At 54.5% G+C, this 23,831-nt stretch carries 25 protein-coding genes and 1 tRNA gene; 12 read left to right on the forward strand and 14 right to left on the reverse strand.

All coding sequences use genetic code 11. The annotated features are described in order from the left end of the window. Positions 1–37: 37 nt before the first annotated feature. The 9 genes from deoC to EH164_RS19075 all read right to left on the reverse strand — a co-directional run bounded on the left by deoC (position 38) and on the right by EH164_RS19075 (position 7,529). Positions 38–817, reverse strand: coding sequence for a deoxyribose-phosphate aldolase (gene deoC / locus EH164_RS19035; RefSeq protein WP_124969957.1), 780 nt, complete (start codon positions 815–817; stop codon positions 38–40). 259 nt (positions 818–1,076) lie between these two features. Further along, positions 1,077–1,859 (reverse strand): TatD family hydrolase, encoded by a 783-nt coding sequence (locus tag EH164_RS19040; protein WP_124969960.1) that lies wholly within the window; start codon positions 1,857–1,859, stop codon positions 1,077–1,079. Further along, positions 1,856–2,926 carry a patatin family protein gene (locus tag EH164_RS19045; protein ID WP_042716021.1) on the reverse strand — a complete coding sequence of 357 codons (1,071 nt, stop codon included), beginning with the start codon at positions 2,924–2,926 and terminating at the stop codon, positions 1,856–1,858. The genes EH164_RS19040 and EH164_RS19045 overlap by 4 nt, the downstream gene beginning before the upstream one ends. Before the next feature lie 118 nt (positions 2,927–3,044). Next, positions 3,045–3,206, reverse strand: coding sequence for a DUF1328 domain-containing protein (locus tag EH164_RS19050; RefSeq protein WP_023480205.1), 162 nt, complete (start codon positions 3,204–3,206; stop codon positions 3,045–3,047). 127 nt (positions 3,207–3,333) lie between these two features. After that, the gene (osmY, locus tag EH164_RS19055) at positions 3,334–3,951 is read right to left on the reverse strand and encodes a molecular chaperone OsmY (RefSeq protein WP_023480446.1); all 618 of its coding nucleotides are present in this window, start codon (positions 3,949–3,951) and stop codon (positions 3,334–3,336) included. 378 nt (positions 3,952–4,329) lie between these two features. Beyond that, a complete protein-coding gene (gene prfC / locus EH164_RS19060) occupies positions 4,330–5,919 on the reverse strand; it encodes a peptide chain release factor 3 (protein WP_023480192.1) in 1,590 nt (529 codons plus the stop codon). Between the two features lie 91 nt (positions 5,920–6,010). Continuing rightward, positions 6,011–6,688, reverse strand: coding sequence for a pyrimidine 5'-nucleotidase (gene yjjG / locus EH164_RS19065; protein ID WP_124969963.1), 678 nt, complete (start codon positions 6,686–6,688; stop codon positions 6,011–6,013). Positions 6,689–6,706: 18 nt separating this feature from the next. Beyond that, a complete protein-coding gene (gene rimI, locus EH164_RS19070) occupies positions 6,707–7,147 on the reverse strand; it encodes a ribosomal protein S18-alanine N-acetyltransferase (RefSeq protein WP_124969966.1) in 441 nt (146 codons plus the stop codon). Further along, positions 7,116–7,529 (reverse strand): DNA polymerase III subunit psi, encoded by a 414-nt coding sequence (locus EH164_RS19075; protein ID WP_042716030.1) that lies wholly within the window; start codon positions 7,527–7,529, stop codon positions 7,116–7,118. The genes rimI and EH164_RS19075 overlap by 32 nt, the downstream gene beginning before the upstream one ends. Before the next feature lie 277 nt (positions 7,530–7,806). Here EH164_RS19075 and rsmC point away from each other — a divergent pair, with 277 nt between their 5' ends. Together rsmC and EH164_RS19085 are read left to right on the forward strand one after the other, a co-directional pair. Then, positions 7,807–8,838 carry a 16S rRNA (guanine(1207)-N(2))-methyltransferase RsmC gene (rsmC, locus tag EH164_RS19080; RefSeq protein WP_124969969.1) on the forward strand — a complete coding sequence of 344 codons (1,032 nt, stop codon included), beginning with the start codon at positions 7,807–7,809 and terminating at the stop codon, positions 8,836–8,838. Between the two features lie 164 nt (positions 8,839–9,002). Next, positions 9,003–9,089 (forward strand) — tRNA-Leu (locus tag EH164_RS19085). Between the two features lie 35 nt (positions 9,090–9,124). On the opposite strand, the gene EH164_RS19090 is transcribed toward EH164_RS19085, so the two are convergent. Beyond that, the gene (locus tag EH164_RS19090) at positions 9,125–9,364 is read right to left on the reverse strand and encodes a DUF1435 domain-containing protein (RefSeq protein WP_124969972.1); all 240 of its coding nucleotides are present in this window, start codon (positions 9,362–9,364) and stop codon (positions 9,125–9,127) included. A 246-nt stretch (positions 9,365–9,610) separates the two neighbouring features. Here EH164_RS19090 and EH164_RS19095 point away from each other — a divergent pair, with 246 nt between their 5' ends. Beyond that, positions 9,611–10,675 carry a GGDEF domain-containing protein gene (locus tag EH164_RS19095; RefSeq protein ID WP_124969975.1) on the forward strand — a complete coding sequence of 355 codons (1,065 nt, stop codon included), beginning with the start codon at positions 9,611–9,613 and terminating at the stop codon, positions 10,673–10,675. A gap of 102 nt (positions 10,676–10,777) precedes the next feature. Beyond that, a complete protein-coding gene (gene fhuF / locus EH164_RS19100; RefSeq protein ID WP_124969978.1) occupies positions 10,778–11,566 on the forward strand; it encodes a siderophore-iron reductase FhuF in 789 nt (262 codons plus the stop codon). Between the two features lie 49 nt (positions 11,567–11,615). Here the strand turns inward: fhuF and EH164_RS19105 are convergent, their stop codons facing one another. After that, a complete protein-coding gene (locus EH164_RS19105; protein WP_076768944.1) occupies positions 11,616–12,959 on the reverse strand; it encodes a PTS sugar transporter subunit IIC in 1,344 nt (447 codons plus the stop codon). A gap of 336 nt (positions 12,960–13,295) precedes the next feature. Between EH164_RS19105 and EH164_RS19110 the strand changes: the two genes are divergently transcribed. After that, complete coding sequence (locus EH164_RS19110; RefSeq protein ID WP_124969981.1) at positions 13,296–13,754, forward strand: YbaK/EbsC family protein; 459 nt, start codon at positions 13,296–13,298, stop codon at positions 13,752–13,754. A 50-nt stretch (positions 13,755–13,804) separates the two neighbouring features. Here EH164_RS19110 and bglJ read toward each other — a convergent pair whose 3' ends face one another. Both bglJ and EH164_RS19120 read right to left on the reverse strand, forming a co-directional pair. Continuing rightward, on the reverse strand, positions 13,805–14,425 hold the full coding sequence (gene bglJ / locus EH164_RS19115; RefSeq protein WP_124971590.1) for a DNA-binding transcriptional activator BglJ: 621 nt from the start codon (positions 14,423–14,425) through the stop codon (positions 13,805–13,807). 20 nt (positions 14,426–14,445) lie between these two features. Then, entirely contained in the window at positions 14,446–15,159 is a 714-nt protein-coding gene (locus EH164_RS19120; protein WP_124971593.1) for a LuxR C-terminal-related transcriptional regulator, read from the reverse strand. 546 nt (positions 15,160–15,705) lie between these two features. Between EH164_RS19120 and EH164_RS19125 the strand changes: the two genes are divergently transcribed. The 7 genes from EH164_RS19125 to opgB all read left to right on the forward strand — a co-directional run bounded on the left by EH164_RS19125 (position 15,706) and on the right by opgB (position 21,915). Next, positions 15,706–16,482 (forward strand): threonine/serine exporter ThrE family protein, encoded by a 777-nt coding sequence (locus tag EH164_RS19125; protein ID WP_023480465.1) that lies wholly within the window; start codon positions 15,706–15,708, stop codon positions 16,480–16,482. After that, entirely contained in the window at positions 16,473–16,946 is a 474-nt protein-coding gene (locus EH164_RS19130; protein WP_124969984.1) for a threonine/serine exporter, read from the forward strand. Before EH164_RS19125 ends, EH164_RS19130 begins: the two co-directional genes overlap by 10 nt. 51 nt (positions 16,947–16,997) lie before the next feature. Continuing rightward, on the forward strand, positions 16,998–17,453 hold the full coding sequence (locus EH164_RS19135) for a MarR family winged helix-turn-helix transcriptional regulator (RefSeq protein WP_124969987.1): 456 nt from the start codon (positions 16,998–17,000) through the stop codon (positions 17,451–17,453). 80 nt (positions 17,454–17,533) lie between these two features. Next, complete coding sequence (locus EH164_RS19140) at positions 17,534–17,962, forward strand: organic hydroperoxide resistance protein (RefSeq protein ID WP_042715761.1); 429 nt, start codon at positions 17,534–17,536, stop codon at positions 17,960–17,962. Between the two features lie 165 nt (positions 17,963–18,127). Further along, complete coding sequence (gene dnaT / locus EH164_RS19145; RefSeq protein WP_124969990.1) at positions 18,128–18,667, forward strand: primosomal protein DnaT; 540 nt, start codon at positions 18,128–18,130, stop codon at positions 18,665–18,667. Positions 18,668–18,669: 2 nt separating this feature from the next. Then, the gene (gene dnaC, locus EH164_RS19150) at positions 18,670–19,407 is read left to right on the forward strand and encodes a DNA replication protein DnaC (protein ID WP_023480325.1); all 738 of its coding nucleotides are present in this window, start codon (positions 18,670–18,672) and stop codon (positions 19,405–19,407) included. A gap of 219 nt (positions 19,408–19,626) precedes the next feature. Further along, a complete protein-coding gene (opgB, locus tag EH164_RS19155; RefSeq protein WP_124969993.1) occupies positions 19,627–21,915 on the forward strand; it encodes a phosphatidylglycerol--membrane-oligosaccharide glycerophosphotransferase in 2,289 nt (762 codons plus the stop codon). Positions 21,916–21,949: 34 nt separating this feature from the next. On the opposite strand, the gene tsr is transcribed toward opgB, so the two are convergent. Further along, positions 21,950–23,614 (reverse strand): methyl-accepting chemotaxis protein, encoded by a 1,665-nt coding sequence (tsr, locus tag EH164_RS19160; RefSeq protein WP_124969996.1) that lies wholly within the window; start codon positions 23,612–23,614, stop codon positions 21,950–21,952. Between the last annotated feature and the right edge of the window lie 217 nt (positions 23,615–23,831).

The raw sequence follows: 23,831 nt of genomic DNA on the forward strand, positions 1-23,831 counted from the left end.
ATATGGCTAATGATGGCGCAGCGCCATCAGGCAATCATCAGTAAGCGCTGCCGCTTTTACCGTCGCCGTGACCGAGCGCTTTCAGCAGGCTCGCCAGCAGGCTGGACGCGCCAAAGCGGTAGTGACGCGCATCGGCCCAGTCGGCGCCAAACAGCTGATCGGCAATCGCCAGGTACTGCTGCGCATCTTCTGCCGTGCGCACGCCGCCCGCCGGTTTAAAACCAACGCTTTTTTCCACGCCCATATCGCGGATCACTTCCAGCATGATGCGCGCGCTCTCAGGGGTGGCGTTGACCGGCACTTTACCGGTGGACGTTTTAATAAAATCAGCCCCGGCTTTGATGGAGATTTCAGAAGCTTTGCGAATCAGTGCTTCCTCTTTCAGCTCACCGGTTTCGATAATCACTTTCAGCAGCACATTCGCCGCCGCACAGGCCTCTTTACACGCTTTCACCAGATCGAAACCGACCTGCTCGTTACCGGCGATCAGCGCGCGGTATGGGAAAACGACGTCCACTTCATCCGCGCCGTAGGCGATGGCCGCGCGGGTTTCCGCCAGCGCAATCCCGATATCGTCATTACCGTGCGGGAAGTTGGTGACGGTGGCGATGCGGATCTCCGGCGTCCCCTGCTCGTTCAGGGTTTTACGTGCAATCGGGATAAAACGCGGATAGATGCAGATCGCGGCAGTATTGCCGACCGGGGTTTTCGCCTGATGGCACAGCGCAATGACTTTCTCATTGGTGTCGTCATCATTCAGGGTGGTCAGGTCCATCAGTTTCAGCGCGCGCAGGCTGCTGGCAGTTAAATCAGTCATATTCTCTCCGACGGCATAATGCCGGTTTCAGTTCGGTTTTGTGAGTATTCTAACATTCACCCACAATTACACTTCGACACGCATCACAGTTAGCAAAAAGTTTGTTCACGCTTGCATAACCACAACGCGACATTGATCAAATTATTTTGCCGCAGAAGAGCGGACACGCGTGAAGGCAATCGCAGCAAGCCCACGCCATTTGAATGTGAGAATTTTAACACAGGAGAGTGTGCCTGCCGATGAAAAAGCGTTACAGCTACTAATCAGGCAGAGCGAAGAGCCGTTGGGTATTGTGAAACAGCGCGTTAGCAATCACATCCGGCGCTTCCGGGCGCAGCTCGCAGAGAGTTGCAAAAACCTTTGCAGCCCGCTCCGGGCGGTTGGGCTGCCCCTGAAAACCGTTCAGCGGCATATCGGGCGCGTCTGTTTCAAGCAGCAGCGAGGCGAGCGGTAGTTGCGCCATCACATCGCGGGTTTTACTGGCGCGCGGATAGGTAATCGTGCCGCCAACGCCGATGCAGTAGCCAAGATCGATAAAGCGCTGCGCCTGTTGCAGGCTACCGGCAAAGCCGTGCACCACGCCGGTTCGCGGCAGGTTATGCTTTTTCAGCTGCATCGCCAGCTTGTCATGGGTGCGGCGGGAGTGAAGAAGCACCGGCAAATCATAGCGCTTCGCCATTTTTAGCTGCGCATCCAGCAGTTCCTGCTGGCGCTCAAACTGCGGATTATCGCGATAGAGGTCGAGGCCGATTTCGCCGATGGCGATCACCTTCTCAGGCCGGGTGGCGAGCAGCGCATCCAGCTCTTCAAGGCTCTGCTGCGTATGCTCCTCCACCACAATCGGGTGCAGGCCCAGCGCGCCATAGAGGGCATGATGCTGCTGTGCAAGCTTGCAGACGCGATCAAAATATTGGGCGGCGATGGCGGGCACAATAATGCGCTCGACGCCCGCCTCTGCCGCGCGGGCGATACTGGCCGCTTCATCGCCTTTGAAGGGTGCAAAATCGAAATGGCAGTGGGTATCGATAAAGCGAAAACTCACGCGCTGTCCTCGTTATTGAGCGAAATATCATTCGCCTCCGGCGCGGTCACCAGCGGCAGATCAAGCGCGTCGTTCGCCACCTCGGCGGGCGGCACCACGCGCGTGGTCGGCGCAACCACCGGCGTATAGCGCAGCAGCGGCGGCGTCTCGGCAAGCAATTTGCCCACCGTTGCCAGGAAGTAGCGCCCGCATAAGCGGCCAATTTTATAATCTTCCCGCAGCGCCGGTAAACGGCTGCCGAGCGCCATGCTTTTTAACAGCTTCGGCGGGTAGATCTCGATAATGCGCAGCTTGCCCGGCGGCGTTTCGATAAACCGCTGCGTGGCGAGATAACTCTTCTCATGATGCTGCACCAGGTTGACCAGCGACTGCAGGCTGCTTTCGCCGAGCCAGCGCTCCATACGCTTAAACCACTGCGGCGTGTAGTACATCTGCGACGGCACGGTGCGGATCACCACGATGGTATCGGCCCCGCGACGCGCAGCTTCCTGCACGGGTATGGCGTCGCTAACGCCGCCATCAAGGTAGTTCACGCCGCTCAGTGCCACGCCGGTGCGATAAAAGCCTGGAATGGCGCTTGAGGCGCGGATCAGGTCGAGCCATGTCTGGTGATTAGGTAAAAAATACTCCGCCGAGTAATCATCCTGGCGGCAGGCGCACATATAAAAGGCTTTGCCGGCGTCAAAGGCACGTACGCCATGATCCATTGCCAGCGGCATTTCGGTCGCGGTGGCGTTAACCAGCCAGTCAAGATCGATAAGGTTGCCCCCGCGCACGAAGCGCAGCGGGTCGAAGAATTCCCGTCGCGTGGTGTAGCGCATAATCACTTTACGCGCGTAACCCGGTTGGTTGCAGACATAGGCCGACAGGTTCTGCGCGCCGGCAGAGGTGCCAAAGAAGAGATCGAAAGGGTTGAAGTCGGCGCGCATAAACTCATCCAGCACGCCTGCGGTAAAGATGCCGCGCTGACCACCGCCTTCGCACACCAGTGCCAGACGTCCCGGTCGAAACGGTTTCAGCGCCAGCGGCGCAATATTGCCGAGCGTGATGGGAATATGTTGCCCCACTTCGTTTTCCTTTTAAGCAAATGTCACAACAAAGTAGCGCAATATTTAAGTCCCTGAAACAGCAAAGCCAGTCACGAGGACTGGCTTTAATGTAACCGAAGTTTAAGCGTGTTAAACGCTACGGGCGCCGACGACCCATGAACAGGCTGACCAGGAACAGAACGATACCAACGATGAAGACGATTTTCGCCGCACCGGCTGCTGTACCTGCCAATCCACCAAAGCCCAGAGCGGCGGCAATTAACGCGATAACCAGAAAAATAATGCCCCAACGAAACATAAAACTCTCCTTAACCATAGTTAATGTCGACCGCAAGCGATGGGCTCTCAGATGCCCATCCGCGATATTTCCTGCCAAGTATCTATCGCGCCCGGACATCGCCAGGCGCGGATTTTCTCACGTACTCTTATTTAACTTTCAGGTCGTTCTTCACGCTTTTCACGCCATCAACTGCTTTGGCGATGCTTTCAGCGCGCTCACTTTGAGCCTTGGACTCTACCGTGCCGGATAACTGAACAACGCCGTCAGTGGTTTCCACTTTCACCATGCGGGACGGGACGTTCTCATCGGCCAGCAGCTTCGCTTTGATTTCGCTGGTGGTGGCGGTATCACCCGCGTAACCTTTTGCAGTGCTCTCTTTCGCATCGCGAACGTGCAGTTTGTCGCTTACAGAAGCCACGCCTTCTACACCTTTCGCCACGGAAACCGCCTCTTCAGCCTGTTTCTGGCTTTCGACGAAACCGCTCAGGGTTACCACTTTTTTGTCCGTTTTCACGGAGATATCGGTGCTTTTAATGCTTTCATGATCGACCAGCGCCGCTTTAACTTTTGCAGTAATGGTACTGTCGTCCATGAATCCACCGACTTTATTCATAGAGCTATCAATTTTGTCCCCTGCACTGGACGCGGTGCTTTGCGCTTTATCAGTGGTGGTTTCCGCCGCCAGGGCAGAACCCGTGGTCAGAACAGAGCCCAGCGTAATAGCCAGCAGGGTTTTAGAAAGAGTCAGCTTTGTCATAGTCATCGATGTTATTCCTGTATGTTTGCCCACCATTTGGGCTGCTGCAGCAAGAAGCTGCCAACTGCTGCGGTGAAACTCACCGTATCAACGTCAATGGTTGCGATCACATTCCGGCAAATCGCTGCGCTGATGCAGTTGTTAATGTTATCTTGTGATTGGTTGAGTGGATAAAAGACCATTAAACACGCATTGAGCAGGACTTTAAGCCACACACCTTGTCATCACTTTGTTAAATATAGATCACTCTCGACAAAGATCCTGTTGGAGTGCGTAAAAAGCGAGCAACAGACAGAAAAAGCGAGGGTTTTAAGAACTTTCCGCAAGAAACGGCAGGGTGGAAAAGAGGCCGGAGCGCGGCTTCTGCCGCGCTCCGTAGAGGGATTAGTGTTCGCGGGTTTTATGGAAGGTCACTTCCGGGTAACGCTCTTGGGTCAGGTTGAGGTTAACCATGGTCGGCGCGATATAGGTCAGGTTATCGCCGCCATCGAGCGCCAGCTGGATCTCGTTCTTACGCTTAAACTCTTCGAACTTCTTCACATCGCTGCTCTCTACCCAACGCGCGGTTGCCACGTTGACGGACTCATAGACCGCTTCGACGTTGTATTCGCTCTTCAGACGCGCTACTACCACATCAAACTGCAGCACACCGACCGCGCCGACAATCAGATCGTTGTTGGCAATCGGACGGAAGACCTGCACCGCGCCCTCTTCTGAAAGCTGAACCAGGCCTTTAAGCAGCTGTTTCTGTTTCAGCGGGTCGCGCAGGCGAATACGGCGGAAGAGTTCAGGGGCAAAGTTCGGAATGCCGGTGAACTTCATCATTTCACCCTGCGTGAAGGTATCGCCAATCTGAATGGTGCCGTGGTTGTGCAGACCGATGATGTCGCCCGGGTAGGCCTCTTCAACGTGAGAGCGGTCGCCCGCCATAAAGGTCAGCGCATCGGAGATCACCACATCTTTTCCGGTACGCACCTGGCGCAGCTTCATCCCTTTTTCGTAGCGCCCGGAAACCACGCGCATAAAGGCAACGCGGTCACGGTGCTTCGGATCCATATTGGCCTGGATCTTAAAGACAAAGCCGGTGAACTTCTCGTCGTCCGCTTTCACTTCGCGCACGTCGGTTTTACGCGGCATCGGCGGCGGTGCCCACTCAACTAAGCCATCCAGCATATGATCGACACCAAAGTTACCGAGCGCGGTGCCGAAGAAGACCGGCGTCAGCGCGCCGCTCAGGAAGAGATCCTGGTCGAACTCGTTGGAGGCACCCTGCACCAGCTCCAGCTCATCGCGCAGCTGCTGGGCCAGATCCTCGCCAACGGCGGCATCCAGCTCCGGGTTATTCAGCCCTTTAACGATGCGGACTTCCTGGATGGTGTGGCCTTTACCGGTCTGATAAAGGTAGGTTTCATCTTTATAGAGGTGGTAAACCCCTTTGAACAGCTTGCCGCAGCCAATCGGCCAGGTGATCGGCGCGCAGGCGATCTTCAGCTCGCTCTCAACTTCGTCCAGCAGCTCCATCGGATCGCGGATGTCGCGGTCGAGTTTGTTCATAAAGGTGAGGATCGGCGTATCGCGCAGACGGGTCACTTCCATCAGCTTACGGGTACGATCTTCGACGCCCTTCGCCGCATCGATCACCATCAGACAGCAGTCAACGGCGGTTAAGGTACGGTAGGTATCTTCGGAGAAGTCTTCGTGCCCCGGGGTGTCGAGCAGGTTGATCAGGTTCTCGCGGTACGGGAACTGCATCACGGACGTGGTGATGGAGATACCACGCTGCTTCTCCATCTCCATCCAGTCAGATTTTGCATGCTGGTTGGAGCCACGACCTTTTACAGTCCCGGCGGTCTGGATCGCCTGTCCGAACAGTAGCACCTTTTCGGTGATGGTGGTTTTACCGGCATCGGGGTGCGAGATGATAGCAAACGTGCGGCGCTTCGCTACCTCTTGGTAATAAGGAGACAACGTCATAATTGAGATCTTCTGTGTAATTGCGCGGCACTGAGCCCCGCGTTAAAGACGAAAAATGCGGCTATTGTACTCAACGGTTGAGTGCAGACAATCAATGTTTACACAGGAGTTGCTCCAGTTCGTTCAGGGACGTCACCGTCCAGGTCGGGTTGATACCTTCAGGCAGCGCGCGGTTGTGGGCATTCAACCAGCAGGTCGAGAGCCCGGCGTTGATGCCGCCCAGAATATCTGACTCCGCCGTGTCGCCAACCATTAAGACGCGATCGCGGGATGGGTTACCGGCCTGCTTCAGCGCATACTCAAAGATGCGCGGATCCGGTTTAGCCACGCCAACCTGTTCAGAAATCACTAACAGATCAAAATAGTCGCGCAGTCCGGTGCGTTCCAGGCGAATTTGCTGCAAGGCGGTAAAACCGTTGGTGATGATGCCGATTTTCACTTTGCCCTTCAGGCTGTCGAGCAGCGACACCGCGCCCGGCAGCGGCGCGCAGATTTCCGCCATCGCGTTGAGAAACGCTTCATTAAGCATGCCCGGCGGCACATCCAGCCGCTCGGACCAACTCTGGAAACGCTGATGCTGCAACTGTAGCGCGGTGATGGCGCCGTTCTGATAATCGACCCATAAAGGTTTATTAACAGATTGATATTCTGCGAAATCCTGGTCGGTGAATGTCACGCTATAGTCAAGAAACATCCGTTGTAAGCCGCCAAACGAGTCGAAGGTGAACAGCGTTTCATCAGCGTCAAAGAGTATCCAGTCCCATTTCATTACATCACCTTTATTCAATTACAGAGGAAGCGCCATGATGATGGCATCCTCACGCCCGTGGGTCGTGGGATAGTAGTTGCGCCTGATAGTCGCTTCGTTAAAACCTAAACTTTCATACAGCGCAATGGCGGGCTGGTTAGAGGCGCGAACCTCCAGCCACAGCGTCAACACATCGCGCTTTTCCAGCTCGCTGATCAGATGTTCAAGCAGCTGGCGGCCCAGCCCCTGGCGCTGCCAGGCGGGATCGACGGCGATATTGAACAGCGTGGCTTCATCAAGCACCACCTGCGTGATGGCGAAAGCGGCCATCTCGTCGCCCACCATCAGCCGATAGTTGAGGTAGCGCTCCCCCTGATTGCTGGCGAGCGTTTTTTCGCTCCAGGGAAAGGCGTGCGCCCGGGTCTCTATTTCGTAAGCGCGGGGCAGATCAGTCGTGCTGAGGGAAGAAATCGTGTTCATGTTCGCAGATTTGTTGCCATAAGGCGGCGCGTGCCGCAGGGTTTGCGCGTAGCTCATCAACAGCGGGCGTCGAGACCTGCGCGCCCGACAGCGGCAGCGGCGCATCAATGCCCAGCAGCCAGCTGTTGCAATGGCTCTCAGGCGGCAGCATCGCGACGCGATCCGGGGTGAGTTGCAGCACCTGATCTGCCGTCACGGTCAGAGCTCGCAGCACGTCGGTGACAAGCGGATCGTTTAATGCAGGCAGCGCAGGCGAGACCATTACCAGACGAATATGCGCGGGCAGCGAAATGGCGATCTCGCCCTGTAACGCCGTCGGGCGGCGCAGGGTCCACTGGGTAATGCCCAGTTGCTGTAATTGCCAGTCGCGTCGGGAAGTCATCGTGAAACACTCCTGTATCAGGCGCGCAAATATAACAAACTCGTCGAAAATGCGCCATCAACACGCGGCTTATAGGGATAAAGACGCAGCCAACAAAGAGGTTGCGTGGCAGATAACGTGTTACACAAAATCATTCGTGTTGCGTCGAGGCGGCAAGGATGAATATCCCCAGGAGCTTACAAAAGTAAGTGACTGGGGTATGAAGACGCAGCCAACAAAGAGGCAGCGCGAAGGATAACGTGTATAATCGCCGGCTCAGTTTAAAGAGGAACACGTAATGTCTGCTTTTACCCCGGCAAGTGAAGTCTTGCTGCGCCACAGTGATGATTTCGAATCTAACCATATTCTTTTTGCCGGTGATCTGCAGGATGACCTGCCTGCTCGTCTGGAGAGTGCCGGGAGCCGTGCCTGGACCCAACAGTTTCATCAATGGCAAACCCTGAGCCAGCAGATGGGCGAGCACGCCAGTTTTAGCCTGGTGGCGGATAGCGCGATGATTGGCGAGAGCGATACGCTTATCTACTACTGGCCGAAAAATAAGCCGGAAGCGCTGTTTCAACTGATGAATTTGCTTTCACTGCTGCCGGTGGGAACGGATATTTTTGTGGTTGGCGAAAACCGCAGCGGCGTGCGCAGCGCCGAGCAGATGCTGGCTGAGTATTGCACGCTGAATAAAGTCGACAGCGCGCGTCGCTGTGGGCTTTATCACGGCCGCCTTGATAAAAATCCTGCCTTTGATCCTGACGGCTTCTGGGGCGAGTACGCGCTGGACTCCCTGACGATTAAAACCATGCCGGGCGTCTTTAGCCGCGATGGGCTGGATGTGGGCAGCCAGTTGCTGCTCTCCACGCTGACGCCGCATACCAAAGGCAAAGTGCTGGATGTTGGCTGCGGCACGGGCGTGTTGGCGGCGGCGCTGGCAAGCCATTCGCCGAAAGTGCGTTTGACCCTGTGTGACGTCTCGGCACCGGCGATTGAAGCCAGCCGCGCGACGCTTGCGGCGAACGGGCTTGAGGGCGAGGTTTTCGCCAGTAATGTCTTCTCTGAGGTGACCGGTCGCTTCGATATGATCATCTCCAATCCGCCGTTCCATGACGGGTTGCAGACCAGCCTCGAAGCGGCGCAAACGCTGATTCGCGGCGCGGTTCGTCACCTCAACAGCGGCGGCGAGTTGCGCATTGTGGCGAACGCCTTCCTGCCCTATCCGGACGTGCTGGATCAAACCTTCGGTTTCCATGAAGTGATCGCGCAGACCGGACGCTTTAAGGTTTACCGTACCGTGATGACGCGCCAGGCGCTGAAGAAATAAGTCCTCTCCCCGGCGGGCCTGCTCGCCGGGTGAATTTCCCTGCTGTTAGCCGACGCCCATTTTTGCAGCAATCGACGACTCTGCGCGCAATTAACTGTTGACGAAAAGTTGAAAACATCTAGAATGCGCCTCCGTGGTAACGATACTTCTGGTATCGATGGTATGCGAAGGTGGCGGAATTGGTAGACGCGCTAGCTTCAGGTGTTAGTGTCCTTACGGACGTGGGGGTTCAAGTCCCCCCCCTCGCACCAGATATCTTGCTCACCCCTCATATCTCCCCCCTCTGTTACATCAACATTTTCAAATTCAGCAGCATCAAAATGACTCCGCCAATCAGAGCAATGCTTGATGGCAACAGAACGTAATGACGTAACCTTTTGTGGTAAAGCATTACTGGCGTCAATAACAAACCCAGTAAAATTACCGCGCGCCAGCTGTTGACCGACAGGTCTGCCAGCACTAATGCGGCCACAATCATGCCCGGAAAAACGATCCCCCAACGACTTCCCAACGCGCGCTGCAGCATGGTTTCATCTCTTCAATCACGAATGATAACCAATATCATATGATAGAATTTCTCATTTGTCAGCGTGGTCGTACTGTCTGAAGATTCTGCATCTTCTAATGACAGCCATTCAGTAAGGTGATAAATTAAGCACCGCTTAAATAAAAATTCTTATTACTAATATTTCGCGATGACGATTTCATTGCGTAACTTTATTTTACGACTCATAACGCACTGAAAAACTGCGGATAAATACGACTTATAGGTATGACATCACAAACATGGCAATCTCTTTGTAATAAGAGATATCGATTGTCCCTACGTCTCTTTTTACTGCTCAACGCCATTTCAGCACTCTTTTCTATGCTGGTGCCGCTCTATAATCTGCACGCCGTTACGCTGCCGGTTGGCGCGATCTTCACGCTCAGCGCGGTGTTGCCCGCGTGGCACAAATTTTACCCCAGAAGCAAAATCAACATCACACTGATCTCACTGCTGTTTGGCTGCCTTTGGGCGTGGCATGTGGTTCTTAAAGCGAAACTGATAGGAGATGATGCTTCGGCCTATCTGTTAATTGCGCTGCTCAGCGTTCTGTTTATTGGCACTATCGCTTTCTCCAATAATGTCATCGCCTTCCTGCTCCACTCTCTGCCGCTTTTTGTAACCAGCTTATGGCTGAATGAATCTGAGAGCTGCATGCGCCTCATCTATAGCTTCTCTCTGCCCGTTATTGGGATTGCCATTCAGCATGCGATTCAGAAGCGTAACGATAGTTTTGCCCGCGCTTTGATGCAGCGCCTGATGCAGGAGCGGAAAACGCTTAACGACCTGAGCATGCTCGACCCGCTCACCGGTCTCTACAACCGCCGCGGATTGCAGCATAAGCTCGATAACCTGCTTGCTGTCGATGACAGCAGCCGTTTTGTTCTGCTGTTGGATATCGATCACTTCAAAGCCTATAACGACCATTACGGGCACATGATGGGCGATCAGGCGCTTATCCGCGTCTCTGCTGCGCTGCGCGACGCGGTGCGCTCACGGGATATCGTGGCGCGCTTCGGTGGCGAAGAGTTTATGATCTTGTTGAATAACATCGACCAGGATCAGGCGCGGATGGCCGCAGAGCATATCCGCCAGCGGGTCTACGACCTGAAGATCCCCCATATGTTTAATGAAAGCGTCGCCACCAATGTCACCGTCAGTATCGGTATTGCGCCGTTGCAGAATAACGATATTGATGCCGCGCTGACGCAGGCGGATAAAGCGCTGTATGAAGCCAAGCACTTAGGCCGTAACAGTATTCTGGTCAGCGGAGACTTACAGCTCGCCTGACGTGCGCTGGCGCTAACTTTACGATAAACATCTTGCTATCGGTTTCGCCTCTGGATAGGATTGGCAATCATTATCATTTAGATTCCTTCTCCAGCTGGGGCTATGGCATACCGTACCGCATCGATTACGCAACATGTTATCTGGCAAAGCCCGCTTCATGATGAGCGCGACTCGCTGGCGACTGCCATGCGGGACGCCATTGCCAGCACGCGGGCCCATCTGCTCGATTTCCTGCGCCTTAATGAAGATGCGCCTCATCAGGCGATGACGCTGGCGGAGTGGTCGCGCCCGACGGCGTTAAGCTCGCTTATCGCCACCTACTCCGACCATATTTACCGTAACAATCCTACTCAGCCGCGTGAAAGCAAACCGCTGCTCTCGCTGTGGGCGCAATGGTATCTCGGGCTGATGGTGCCGCCACTGTTGCTGACGCTGTTAACGCAAAAAAACGCGCTGGATTTAGACCCTGATAACTTCCACGTTGAATTTCATGAAAGCGGGCGCGCCGCCTGCTTCTGGATTGATGTTCAGCAGGATCATAGCCTGACGCTGAAAAATGATGCGGAACGTATTGCCGCCCTGGTCACCCAGACCATCCAGCCGGTAATAAAGGCGCTGGAAGCGACGGGCGATATCAACGGCAAACTTATCTGGAGCAACACCGGTTACCTGATTAACTGGTATCTGGGCGAGATGATGCCGCTTATCGGCGAAGCCCGGCTCGCCGCCCTGCGCCAAATCTGCTTTTTCGAAAAATCGCTTGCCGACGGCAGCGACAATCCGCTGTGGCGTACGGTCGTGCTGCGCGACGGCGCGCTGGTTCGCCGGACGTGCTGCCAGCGCTATCGCCTGCCGGATGTTCAGCAGTGTGGCGATTGCACGCTGAAATAGCGTTGTACGCTGGAATAGCAAAGGGGCGATGATTCGCCCCTTTGTTGTATCAGGCAACCTGCCGATTTTCCTCTTCTGCGCGGCGCGCCTCTTCTGCCTCCTGCTCCAGCAGCTGCTTCTCATACACCTTGAAGAAGGGGTAGTAAATAACCGCCGAGATGGCGGCGAGGAGCAGAACCAGCACGGCGGCACGGAAATCCCAGCCTAATGCCCACGCGGCACCAATCGGTGCGGGTGCGGTCCACGGCACAACCGAAATCACGCGGCCAATCAGATCCATCTTCATCACCGCCCAGGCAATGATCGCGTTGAGCGTCGGTGCCAGCAGGAAGGGGATAAAGAACACCGGATTCATCACAATCGGCGTGCCGAAAATCACCGGTTCATTAATGTTAAACAGGCTTGGCACAACGCTGAGACGGCCAATCGATCGTAAATGGACCGAGCGGCTACGCAGGTAGCAGAACACCAGCCCCATCGTCGCACCCGACCCGCCAATCACAATAAAGAAGGTCCAGAACGCCTCCATAAAGATGTGCGGCAGCGGCGCGCTTTGTGCCAGCGCGCTCTGGTTGATACCCAGGTTGGTCAGCCAGAACATTTGCAGCATGCCGGAGACAATCGCTGCGCCGTGGATACCGGCAAACCAGAGCAGATGACCAATGATCACCGCCAGCAGGATCGCAGGCAGCGAGTCTGCCGCCGACACCAGCGGTTTAAACAGCGCCATGATCGCCTGCGGGATGAGCATATTGAACTGCGACTGAATCAGCAGGCTGAGCGGATAGAGCGTCAGTACCACCACCAGCACCGGGATCAGCAGATCGAAGGAGTTCTTAATCATCGGCGGCACCTGGTCCGGCAAGCGGATGCCAATATTGTGCGCCTTCAGAAACCGCATCATCTCCACGCAGTAGATGGCGACAAGAATAGCGGTGAAAATCCCGGTGCCGCCAAGGCTGTCCACCGGCAGCGTGCCGCTGGTTTTCGGCGCGGCAACCAGTAAAAATGCCATCAGCGAGAGCATCGCGCACATAAAGGGATCAAGCTGATATGTCTTCGCGTAGTGCTTGCCGAGGTTGTAGGCGATAGCGGCGCAAATGTAGATCGACATGATCCCCATTGTCATATCAAACGGTGTGAGGATCCGCCCTTCATACTGCTTCGCCAGATCCAGCCAGCCGCGGGCAAAACCCCATGTGGTATCCGGCGAAAAAGGCGGGTAAGCAAACACCAGTAAAAATGAGCCGACGATCATGAAGGGCATCGCGGAGATAAAGCCATCGCGGATCGCCATAACGTGACGCTGGGAAGAGATACGCCCGGCTATCGGGCTGACGTAGTTTTCAATAAACCGAAAGATAAGGTTGAACGCAGCATGGTTAGCAGACATCGTCGATCTCCTGTCAGAGTTGCAAGGTAATGGCAACAGCAGCGGTGCAGCCGTGCCGCGATCGGTTTCGGATGGTTGAAACCATGCTGATTGTCAGGCCAGCATTACAACTGAGTAGGGTAGGTTTCATAAGAGGCTCTTTTTATTTTAGGGTCAGGGGGAGTGACAAAATGAGTATTAACCTGCCCTGACAACACTGCAACTGGTTCATGTAACCGGTTTCCGCGATTGTGAAGGGGATCGAGAAACGTAATGTAAGCGGTTTGTCATGAAGGATTATTTACAGAGATAACTCGCTTGTGACAGATTAGCTGCGGTCTTTCGCAGGAGAACATCATGAGTTTGCAGTCCGTGCGGCAATTCTTTGCCGATAACGCCCCCGATATCGATATTATTGAACTCAATCAAAGCACGGCAACCGTTGCGCTGGCTGCGGCGGCCCATCGCGTCGAGCCGGGACAGATCGCCAAGACGCTGTCGTTGAAGGTGAAAAACGAGGTCATTCTGGTTGTCGCGAAAGGGGACGCCCGGCTTGATAATAAAAAACTGAAAAACACCTTTGGTGCCAAAGCGCGGATGTTGAGCAGTGATGAAGTAGTCACCATTACCGGCCACCCGGTCGGTGGCGTCTGCCCTTTTGGGCTGGAAACCCCGCTGGCGGTCTATTGCGATGTCTCGCTCAGGCAGTACCCGGAAGTGTTACCGGCGGCGGGCGCAATTCATAGCGCGGTACGTATCTCACCGGAACGCATGGCGGCACTGACCTCTGCAAAGTGGATTGACGTTTGCCTGTAGTGTTTCTGCGCCAGGCCCGGTCCTGGCGCTTATGCGCAATGTGGCGAGCGCTACATCAGCTCTGATGCCGCCCGGGTACTGGGCGGAATCCAGGTCAGAATATCCGCGGCATCAAGTAAACCGACATCGGATGTCACGCCCAATTTTGTCATGGCATTAAATTTATGCGCGCGGATGGTTTTCACATTGCGGTCCAGCTGCGAGGCGATCTCTGCAATGGAAAAGCCTCGCGTCATATAGTGCAAAATCTCCCTTTCGGTTGGGCTCAGCATACGAAACTGGCTGACGTAGCCATGATTAATCATGTTTTCGTTAACCCGCCGGGTTTCGCCAAGCAGCGTGGTGAGTTGTTCAAGCAGCATAGGCAGCTCTGATGATTTACTTAAGATGCCGTGCAGCCGCGACGGCGAGAGGTGCCCCACCAGCCGCGCTTCTCTGTCATCTCCCGCCAGCACAATGCGCTGAACGCCCGGGCAGGAGAGCGAGAGCAGATGCAGACACATCAGGCATTCGCGCCGCTCTTTACGCTGACCAAAAAGCGAATAGATGACCGAGAAATAGGCAGACTTTTTTAATGCCTGCCGAAAGGTAATATGATCCTTAAAAAAATGAAAAGAGTAGTTTGCAAAAACGGGCTCGCTGAATAAACTCTGCAACCCTTCCCGACTCATCATGCATTTTTCAATGATGGCTACATGTCCCGCTTGGCTAATGTTTTCCATTCATTATGGTCTCCATATGCTGATCCTAAATTCAGCTCTTTCATACCCTGATGGCTATTAATCCACGTGTACAAATCTGCATTACTGCGCAGCGATAAACGTCGCATTGCGCTATTTTTCTGCGCGCTGACGGTTTTGTTGCTTTTTTTGAGCAACATGGCGATTTGGTTTATTCCCCACCCCTTTCCAAGAAGGCGTAACACTTTCCGTTCGGAAAAGGTGAGTAATTTTCGCGGCGCTGGCGACTCTGCACAGTGCTGCCGTACCGCAGAAAGTAGCGTCGGACTCACTTTAGGAGCGTTTTCATCTCCGCCGCGTAGGGCATTAACCACACTTTCGATCGGCTCAATATCGGCGAGCAGCATGGTTTGCGGCTGGATTAAAAAGTCCACCGCATCAGGATAAAATTCTGGGGAAATAAAGAAGAGCCAGCGCGTTTTATCGCACTGCGAAATTAAGGTGTAGTAGTGTTCACAGCGCTGCTGCGCAGACCGCAACCCACCGGAGAAATCAATGATAACCAAGCCGCTACCCGCTAACTGCGGCAGCGTGACCTCCTCTATCGTGGCGTAATGCGTTACCGGATACTCAGGAAAATGATGCTCAAATATGCTGCCAATACCGGCCCTAAGTACGGGAGCCTGGCTAATAATAATCCCGTGATTGCCGCCTGGTGATAGCATAAAAACCTCCGCTTCCATTTGCGCTCTCTATCAATCCTCGTAATGAGTATTTACTCAATCGGTACCAATATTGCGTAAATTAGCAATAATGTTCCGAACCAGCCGTTATAAGAATTGTTGGAGTTTATGATTAGCTATTTAATATAAATATTTAAAATCATAATATTGCCAACGTGCGTGACAACATAGCACAAGGACTCTTCAAATACTTAGTGCCTTATTAAAAATAAAATAATTAAAAGAATACAATCAAATTGTATATAGTTAATAAAAGATCAATAACCTTAATAAATATTTAAGCATCCGTGTAAAGTAAGAATATTAACGCTTACCAGGATTATCCGTAATATGTCGCCGTAATTTATATGGCTTTTGTAATAATATTCTTATGCCTATTGATATGGTAAATAATCAAAGGCGACTCATTACCAGAATTTATTGCACACTTCTTGATCTGCGTTAGCGCCAGTCTTACCCGCTCTTGTGCTAAAAAGAGGTGTTCCGTTCCCCCTTTGCGAGCGGTGTGACCAGATAACCAGGGCAAGCATGCAAACAGACCACTCAACGCAGCGAACCATTACGCGCTTGTGTATTCAGTGCGGCCTTTTTTTGTTACAGCATGGCGCAGAGAGCGCGCTGGTGGAGGAGCTGTCGACGCGCCTGGGGAAAGCCCTCGGTATGGACAGCGTCGAGAGCCTGATCTCCTCAAATGCCATTGTGTTAACCACCATTAAAGAGGGCCACTGTCTCACCTCAACGCGCAAAAGCAGCGATCGCGGCATCAATATGCATATGGTGACGGAGGTGCAGCATATCGTCATTCTCGCCGAGCATAAGCTGCTGGATCTTCAGGATGTTGAGAAACGCTTCGCCCAGCTAAAACCGCTGCGCTATCCGCGCTGGCTGGTGACGCTAATGGTCGGGCTCTCCTGCGCCTGTTTCTGCAAACTCAATCGCGGCGGCTGGGATGGTGCGTTTATCACCTTTTGCGCCAGCAGCATCGCAATGTATGTCCGCCTGCTGCTGGCAGGAAGGCATATGCATCCGCAAATCAACTTTTGTATTACCGCTTTTGTCGCCACCACCGTCTCCGGGCTGCTGCTCACCCTACCCGCTTTTCTGCACTCCTCAACGGTAGCGATGGCCGCCAGCGTGTTGCTGCTGGTGCCGGGTTTTCCGCTTATTAACTCTGTGGCCGACATGTTTAAAGGGCATATTAATACCGGGCTGGCGCGCTGGGCGATTGCCAGTCTGTTAACACTCGCGACCTGTATCGGCGTGGTGATGGCGATGACGCTCTGGGGGCTGCGCGGATGGATATAATCTCGTTCTTCTATGCACTGGCACAAGATATGCTCCTGGCCGCCATTCCGGCGGTGGGCTTTGCGATGGTGTTTAATGTCCCTCACCGCGCGCTGCGCTGGTGCGCGCTGCTGGGTGCTATCGGTCACGGATCGCGTTTCGCCATGATGCACTGGGGTTTTAATATCGAATGGTCGACCTTTGTCGCCTCAATGCTGGTAGGCTGCATTGGCATCCGCTGGTCGCGCTGGTATCTGGCGCACCCCAAGGTCTTTACTGTGGCAGCGGTCATTCCCATGTTTCCGGGAATTTCAGCCTATACCGCGATGATCTCGGCGGTAAAAATTAGCCACGTCGGCTACAGTGAAGCATTAATGATCCTGCTGTTGACCAACTTCCTGAAGGCCTGCTCGATCGTTGGCGCGCTGTCGATCGGTTTATCCCTGCCGGGGTTATGGATCTACCGCAGACGGCCGCGAGTTTGAGTGGCTAAAAATAACTTGCAATTAAATCGCGCACTACCTATATTTAAAACCATGAAGAAAAACTCAACTTCCACCGCGAACGAGCAGCTCGCGTTAGATAACCAGTTTTGTTTTGCGCTCTACTCAACAAACCTGGCGCTGCATAAGCTTTATCGGCAGTTGTTAACGCCGATGAACCTGACCTATCCGCAGTATCTGGTCATGCTGGTGCTGTGGGAGAAGGACGATCTTACGGTGTCGGAGATTGGCGAGCGTCTGTTCCTCGACTCCGCCACGCTGACGCCGCTGTTAAAACGTCTGCAAAGTGCCGGGCTGATCGATCGCCAGCGCTCGCGGCATGATGAACGCCAGGTGGTTATCACCCTGAGCGAAAGCGGCCGTGAATTACAGCAGCAGGCAAAGGCCATCCCGGAAGCGATACGCTGCGCGGTGGCCTGCGATGATGCGACGCTGAACGACGTCAAAAAGCAGCTGGAGCAGTTTCGCCAACAGTTTCACCAGGCATAAATTCCCTTTCGGGGATTTATGCTGATATATAAATCGCACGCTATTTTATAGCAAACACTCAAGATAATAAGGAACCTGTCATGTCTTTAGAAAAAGTTGTTTACACTGCCAAAGCCAAAGCAACCGGAGGCCGTGACGGCCGCGCAACCTCTTCTGACGGCGTTCTCGACGTCAAACTGGGTGTGCCGAAAGAGATGGGCGGCGCAGGCGGTGAAGTGACCAACCCGGAGCAGCTGTTTGCCGCTGGCTACTCTGCTTGCTTCCTCGGCGCGATGAAGTTCGTGGCTGGCCGCGACAAGATCAGCATGCCTAAAGAGGCCTTTATCGAAGGTGAAGTGGGTATCGGCCCGTTGCCGACCGGTTTTGGTATTGAAGCCAAACTGAACATTCACCTGCCGGGGATGGACGCTGACGAAGCGAAAAAACTGGTCGACGCCGCGCACATCGTCTGCCCTTACTCCAATGCCACCCGTGGCAACATCGACGTTACGCTGAACATCATCGCGTAACGCGTTTTTTAGCCAGCACGTTTGGGAAATGACAAAGCCGGGGCAACCCGGCTTTTTTCGTGCTGTGCTCCCCTTTCCGCGCGCTGTGTTACTATGTGCCTTTCTGTCGGCGGCCTGCACTGTGCCCGCCACTCTTTCTGTCGTTACCCTGTTTGAGAACGTGTTATGTCTTCCAGAATCCTGACGTCGAATGTTATCGGCATTGATGAATTTATGCGCGATAACGCCGCGATACTGGCGCGCGCGGAAGGCGGTACCGTCGCCGTATTTGCAAATAACAGCCCCGCGTTTTACGCGCTCACCGCCGAGCGCCTTGAACAGCTACTGGCGCTGGAAGCGCAGCTTTCGCGCCCGCCAAGCGACGTGTCGCTTGATGCGCAATTCTATGAAGAGCCCACCGCCGCGCCGGTAAGCGTGCCGATGGGCAAATTCGCTATGTATCCGGGCTGGCAGCCAGACGCCGATTTTCAGCGCCTGGCCGCGCTGTGGGGCATCGCGCTGACGCAGCCAGCTACGCCGGAAGAGCTGGCGTCATTCGTCGCTTACTGGCAGGCGGAAGGCAAAGTCTTCCACCACGTGCAGTGGCAGCAGAAGCTGGCGCGCAGCCTGCAAATCGGGCGCAGCAGCCAGAGCGGCGCGGCGAAGCGCGATATCAACACGCTCTCTGAACCGGACAACCACATTCCACCTGGCTTTCGAGGTTAGCGATGAAAAACGTTGGCGAATTGATGAAGCGGCTGCAAAAGATGATCCCGGCTCACGTCGAACCGGCGTTCAAAAACAGCGAAGAGTTGATGGCCTGGCAAAAGCAGCAGGGCGAACTGCGCTCGGCGGCGCTTGAGCGTGAAAACCGCGCCATGAAGATGCAGCGCACCTTTAACCGTTCCGGCATCCGTCCTCTGCATCAAAACTGCTCTTTTGATAATTATCGCGTCGAGACGGAAGGCCAGATGCGCGCGCTCAGCCAGGCGCGGCAGTATGTCGAAGAGTTTGATGGCAACATTGCCAGCTTCATCTTCTCCGGCAAGCCGGGCACCGGCAAAAATCATCTTGCCGCCGCCATCTGTAACGAACTGCTGCTGCGCGGTAAATCGGTGCTGATTATCACCGTGGCGGATATCATGTCGGCAATGAAAGAGACCTTCGGCAACCGCGAAAGCAGCGAAGAGCAGCTGCTGAACGATTTAAGCAGCGTGGATCTGCTGGTGATCGACGAAATTGGCATGCAGACCGAGTCGCGCTACGAAAAAGTGATCATCAATCAGATTGTCGATCGCCGCTCCTCCTCTAAGCGCCCGACCGGCATGCTAACCAACAGCAATATGGATGAGATGAATAAGCTGCTCGGCGAACGCGTAATGGATCGCATGCGTCTCGGCAACAGTTTGTGGGTCATCTTCAACTGGGACAGCTACCGCAGCCGCGTCACCGGTAAAGAGTACTAGAATCAGCCGCTTCAACGCCGTGTTATCTCCAACGCGGCGTTTTCCTCCTTTTCTCGCTGTGCGATAGCGATCACCTTTCCCGCTTTCTAAACCAATTCTGAATAAACCGCCGATAAGATGACACTACAATTGCAGGTGTGTGACATCGTCATTAAATTATGCATCCTGTTACAAATATTCATGACCAGTAATATCTCTGGCACTTTTGAGGAATAACGGTTGTCCGGATTGCTCTCCCTTGCCCTGTTTATCGCCTCGGTGGCGATTTATGCTACGAAAGCGGGCCGCAATAAGTGGTGGTTTAGCGCCACGCTTCTCGTATTAGGCCTGTTTGTTCTATTAAACATCACCCTTTATGCCAGCAACTACTTTACCGGCGACGGTATTAACGATGCGGTGATCTATACCCTCACCAACAGCCTGACCGGCGCGGGTGTCGGCAAATATCTGCTGCCCGGTGCAGGCTTAGTGCTGGCGCTGGTCGCTCTGTTTTGCGCGCTCGGCTGGGTGCTGCGCCGTCGTCGCCATATGCCCCACCATTTCGGTTACAGCCTGCTGGCACTGGCGCTGGCCTTAGGATCGGTGGATGCCAGCCCGGCGTTTCGCCAGATAACTGAGTTAGTAAAATCGCAAACCCGCGAAAGCGATCCCGATTTTGCCGCCTGGTACAAAGTGCCTGCAAAACAGATCCCCAACCCCCAGCTGAACCTGGTCTATATCTACGGCGAAAGTCTGGAGCGCACCTACTTTAATGAGGATGCTTTTCCCGGATTGACGCCGGAGCTTGGGGCGCTGAAAGCCGAAAGCCTCGATTTCAGCCATACCGAACAACTTCCCGGCACCGATTACACCATCGCAGGCATGGTCTCCTCGCAGTGCGGTATTCCGCTCTTCGCGCCGTTCGAAGGCAACGCCTCCGCCTCAGTCTCCAGCTTCTTTCCGCAAAACCTCTGCCTCGGCGATATCCTGAAAAACTCCGGGTATGAGAACCACTTTATTCAGGGGGCGAACCTGCGTTTTGCCGGTAAAGATGTGTTCCTCAAATCCCACGGTTTTGACCATCTGATTGGTGCCGAGGAACTGAAAAACCAGGTCGCCGATCCCGGTTATCGCAACGACTGGGGCTTCTACGACGATACGGTGCTCGACACCGTCTGGCAGCAGTATGAATCCCTCTCTCGCGCAGGTAAGCGCTTCTCCCTGTTTGCGCTGACGGTGGACACTCACCACCCGGACGGCTTTATCTCTCGCGGCTGCGAGCGCAAAAGCTACCGTTATGACGATAAAGTGAACCAGTCATTCAGCGCGGTGACCTGCAGCCAGCAAAATATCGCCAGGTTGATTAACCGGATAAAAGCGTCGCCCTGGTTTAAAGATACGGTGATTGTGGTCTCGTCCGATCATCTGGCGATGAACAACAGCGCCTGGAAATACCTGAACAAGCAGGATCGCAGCAATCTCTTCTTCGTCCTGCGTGGCGACCAGCCGCAGCAGGATCTCTCCGGCATTAAGCGCAGCACACTGGATAATGGCGCCACCGTGCTCGATATTCTCGGTGGCGACAACTTCCTCGGACTCGGTCGCAGCAGCCTCTCCGGGCAGTCGCTCTCCGGCGTCTTCCTCAACATGAAGCAGAAGGTGCTGGCGTGGAAGCCAGATATCATCCGCCTGTGGAACTTCCCCAAAGAGATGAAAGAGTTCACCGTCGATGGCGAAAAAGAGACCATCACCTTCTCCGGCAGCCAGTTCCGCCTGCCGCTGCTGGTGCGCGTGTCGGAGAAAATCGAGCCGCTGCCGGAGAGTGAATACTCCGCGCCGCTGCGTTTCCAGCTGGCGGATTTCGCGCCGCGCGACAACTTTGTCTGGGCCGATCGCTGCTACAAAATGGCGCGGCTCTGGGCTCCTGAGCTGGCGCTCTCAACCGACTGGTGCGTCTCGCAGGGTCAACTGGGCGGTGAGCAGCAGGTGCAGCGCGTCGATAAACCGCAGTGGCAGGGGAAAACGGCGTTTAAACAGTCGGTTATCGATACCGATCGCTATCAGAAGAGCGTCGAGACGCTGAAGATCCTTGATAATGACATTCGCTACAAAGCGGACAGCTTTATCTTTAATGTCGCGGGCGCGCCGGAAGAGGTGAAACAGTTTAACGGCATCTCCCGCCCGGAAAGCTGGGGGCGCTGGTCAAATGCCCAGCTCGGCAAAGAGGTGGCTATCGAGTACCAGCAGCCGCTACCGGTGCAGTTCGATCTGGTGATCACCGCGAAAGCGTTTGGTGATAACGCCAATCGCCCGATTCCGGTGCGTGTCGGTAACGAAGAGCAGATGCTGACGTTAAGTCATGAGGTGAGCACCACCACGCTCCATTTCACCAATAGCGCGGGCAGTAACAAGCTGGTCATTGTGCCGCCGGATCCGCAGTCGACCAACGAAGGGAATATCCTCGGTCATGCGCCGCGTCAGCTGGGAATTGGTCTGGTAGAGATAAAAGTGGTGAAACGCGAAGGGTAAAAGCGCGCCCTGCAGAGCAGGGCGCAGCGGGAAATCAGAAGGTTTCCCAGTTTTCGCCAGAGGTGGTCGCTACCGCTTTACGCGGCAGCACTGCTGGCGCAGCTTTGTTACCACCAGCTGTTTTCGCAGCAGCGCGCTGCTCGTTCATCAGGCGGAACACGGCAACCGCTTCGGTCAGACGGCTGGCCTGCTCTTCCAGCGCGGCGGCCGCCGCGGCAGACTCTTCCACCAGCGAGGCGTTCTGCTGCGTCACGCGATCCATCTCGGCAACAGCCAGACCAACCTGGTCGATACCGCGGCTCTGCTCATCAGAGGCAGAGGCGATTTCGCCCATAATATCGGTCACGCGGGTAACGGCGTTAACGATCTCATCCATCGTTTCACCAGCGCTCTCTACCAGCGTGGAACCCACTTCAACGCGTCCAACAGAGTCTTCAATCAGGCTCTTAATCTCACGCGCCGCCTGGGCACTGCGCTGGGCAAGGTTACGCACTTCACCAGCAACCACGGCAAAACCACGGCCCTGTTCACCGGCACGCGCCGCTTCCACCGCAGCGTTGAGCGCCAGGATGTTGGTCTGGAAGGCAATCCCATCAATCACGCTAATAATGTCAGCGATTTTCTGCGAACTGGCGGTGATGTCACGCATGGTCTGCACCACGTTATCCACCACTTTGCCGCCTTTCTGTGCCGTCTCCGACGCGCTCAGCGCGAGGTTGCTCGCCTGACGGGCGTTCTCGGCGTTCTGTTTCACCGTCGCGGTCAGCTCTTCCATGCTGGCAGCGGTCTCTTCCAGAGAAGCGGCCTGCTGTTCAGTACGCGAAGAGAGATCGTTGTTACCAACGGAGATTTCGCTGGCACCGCTGTAAATGGCGTTTGCGCCATTACGCACGTCGCTAACGGTGCGCACCAGTTCGCCCTGCATATGACGCAGGCTATCAGCCAGCACGCCCATTTCGTTGGAGCCCTGCACTTCAATGCGCTGGCCCAGATCGCCACCGGCGATATGGCGAATGTTGTCGATCAGGTGGTTCAGCGGTGCGATCAGCGCACGTTTGATGCCGACCCATACGGCGATAATCACCAGCAGCACCACCAGCAGCACGCTGATAATGATCCAGATGGCAGAACCGTAGGAGCTCTCACTGTCAGCCACGGCGGCGTCATACAGACGATCGTTCTGCTGTAAGTAGGAGACATACTGCTTCTCGAAGCCATCCTGGTAGCTTTGCGTCGGCTGATCGAAGAACTCGTTGATCTTGCCTGCGCCAAGTAACTGGATCAGATCCGCCAGCGCGTTGTGGTAGATATCGTAATTACGCTTGATCTCCGCCGCCGCCTCTTCACTCTGGCGTGGATCGCGCGGCAATGCCTGGTAGGCATTCCAGTTCACTTCCGCCTGTTTTAGCGAGGTGCTGGCAATCTGCATCAGTTCCGGAACGGTCGCGCCGCTGCCGATATTGTTCTGATCCATCATGTAGCGGATACCCGCGCGGTTCAGGGTGTTACGGGTTTGCAGCAGCGCAACCCAACTGCCGTTAAGCGTGGATTGTTGCTGACGAATGGTTTGAAGGACGGTGAAGTTTTCTTTGTCTTGCTTTAGCGAATTAAAGAACAATCCGCCGGAGGTGAGTTGTAAAAGGCCAAATAATCCGAGAACCAGTAACAAGCTGGTCACGATTTTGATGCGCGTTAACATATCATTCTCTTTCCTTATAGATAGTGAGTAGATTTTCGGCCTGAAGAGGAAAAACTTTATGGGTAAATGCACTATTTTGTAGGGATATTAATAGCGGCATCAGCTTGTTACGTTGGCTAATCTGTTGCGATCTTACGTGATCTTGCTCACATAATTTTTCGGAATAGTTGCAGTGTAAAACCTCTTAGCCCCACTTCGATACCGCTCACCGCGCTTA

Origin of the sequence: Kosakonia sp. CCTCC M2018092, from assembly GCF_003864115.1 — a bacterium.
Classification (GTDB): domain Bacteria; phylum Pseudomonadota; class Gammaproteobacteria; order Enterobacterales; family Enterobacteriaceae; genus Kosakonia; species Kosakonia cowanii.

What these genes read in the sequence shown, in the direction of transcription:
- deoC (WP_124969957.1), bottom strand. Translation starts at nt 817, where the DNA reads ATGACTGATTTAACTGCCAGCAGCCTGCGCGCGCTGAAACTGATGGAC.
- EH164_RS19050 (WP_023480205.1), bottom strand. Translation starts at nt 3,206, where the DNA reads ATGTTTCGTTGGGGCATTATTTTTCTGGTTATCGCGTTAATTGCCGCC.
- osmY (WP_023480446.1), bottom strand. Translation starts at nt 3,951, where the DNA reads ATGACTATGACAAAGCTGACTCTTTCTAAAACCCTGCTGGCTATTACG.
- prfC (WP_023480192.1), bottom strand. Translation starts at nt 5,919, where the DNA reads ATGACGTTGTCTCCTTATTACCAAGAGGTAGCGAAGCGCCGCACGTTT.
- yjjG (WP_124969963.1), bottom strand. Translation starts at nt 6,688, where the DNA reads ATGAAATGGGACTGGATACTCTTTGACGCTGATGAAACGCTGTTCACC.
- rimI (WP_124969966.1), bottom strand. Translation starts at nt 7,147, where the DNA reads ATGAACACGATTTCTTCCCTCAGCACGACTGATCTGCCCCGCGCTTAC.
- EH164_RS19075 (WP_042716030.1), bottom strand. Translation starts at nt 7,529, where the DNA reads ATGACTTCCCGACGCGACTGGCAATTACAGCAACTGGGCATTACCCAG.
- rsmC (WP_124969969.1), top strand. Translation starts at nt 7,807, where the DNA reads ATGTCTGCTTTTACCCCGGCAAGTGAAGTCTTGCTGCGCCACAGTGAT.
- EH164_RS19090 (WP_124969972.1), bottom strand. Translation starts at nt 9,364, where the DNA reads ATGCTGCAGCGCGCGTTGGGAAGTCGTTGGGGGATCGTTTTTCCGGGC.
- EH164_RS19095 (WP_124969975.1), top strand. Translation starts at nt 9,611, where the DNA reads ATGACATCACAAACATGGCAATCTCTTTGTAATAAGAGATATCGATTG.
- fhuF (WP_124969978.1), top strand. Translation starts at nt 10,778, where the DNA reads ATGGCATACCGTACCGCATCGATTACGCAACATGTTATCTGGCAAAGC.
- EH164_RS19105 (WP_076768944.1), bottom strand. Translation starts at nt 12,959, where the DNA reads ATGTCTGCTAACCATGCTGCGTTCAACCTTATCTTTCGGTTTATTGAA.
- EH164_RS19110 (WP_124969981.1), top strand. Translation starts at nt 13,296, where the DNA reads ATGAGTTTGCAGTCCGTGCGGCAATTCTTTGCCGATAACGCCCCCGAT.
- bglJ (WP_124971590.1), bottom strand. Translation starts at nt 14,425, where the DNA reads ATGAGTCGGGAAGGGTTGCAGAGTTTATTCAGCGAGCCCGTTTTTGCA.
- EH164_RS19120 (WP_124971593.1), bottom strand. Translation starts at nt 15,159, where the DNA reads ATGCTATCACCAGGCGGCAATCACGGGATTATTATTAGCCAGGCTCCC.
- EH164_RS19125 (WP_023480465.1), top strand. Translation starts at nt 15,706, where the DNA reads ATGCAAACAGACCACTCAACGCAGCGAACCATTACGCGCTTGTGTATT.
- EH164_RS19130 (WP_124969984.1), top strand. Translation starts at nt 16,473, where the DNA reads ATGGATATAATCTCGTTCTTCTATGCACTGGCACAAGATATGCTCCTG.
- EH164_RS19135 (WP_124969987.1), top strand. Translation starts at nt 16,998, where the DNA reads ATGAAGAAAAACTCAACTTCCACCGCGAACGAGCAGCTCGCGTTAGAT.
- EH164_RS19140 (WP_042715761.1), top strand. Translation starts at nt 17,534, where the DNA reads ATGTCTTTAGAAAAAGTTGTTTACACTGCCAAAGCCAAAGCAACCGGA.
- dnaT (WP_124969990.1), top strand. Translation starts at nt 18,128, where the DNA reads ATGTCTTCCAGAATCCTGACGTCGAATGTTATCGGCATTGATGAATTT.
- dnaC (WP_023480325.1), top strand. Translation starts at nt 18,670, where the DNA reads ATGAAAAACGTTGGCGAATTGATGAAGCGGCTGCAAAAGATGATCCCG.
- tsr (WP_124969996.1), bottom strand. Translation starts at nt 23,614, where the DNA reads ATGTTAACGCGCATCAAAATCGTGACCAGCTTGTTACTGGTTCTCGGA.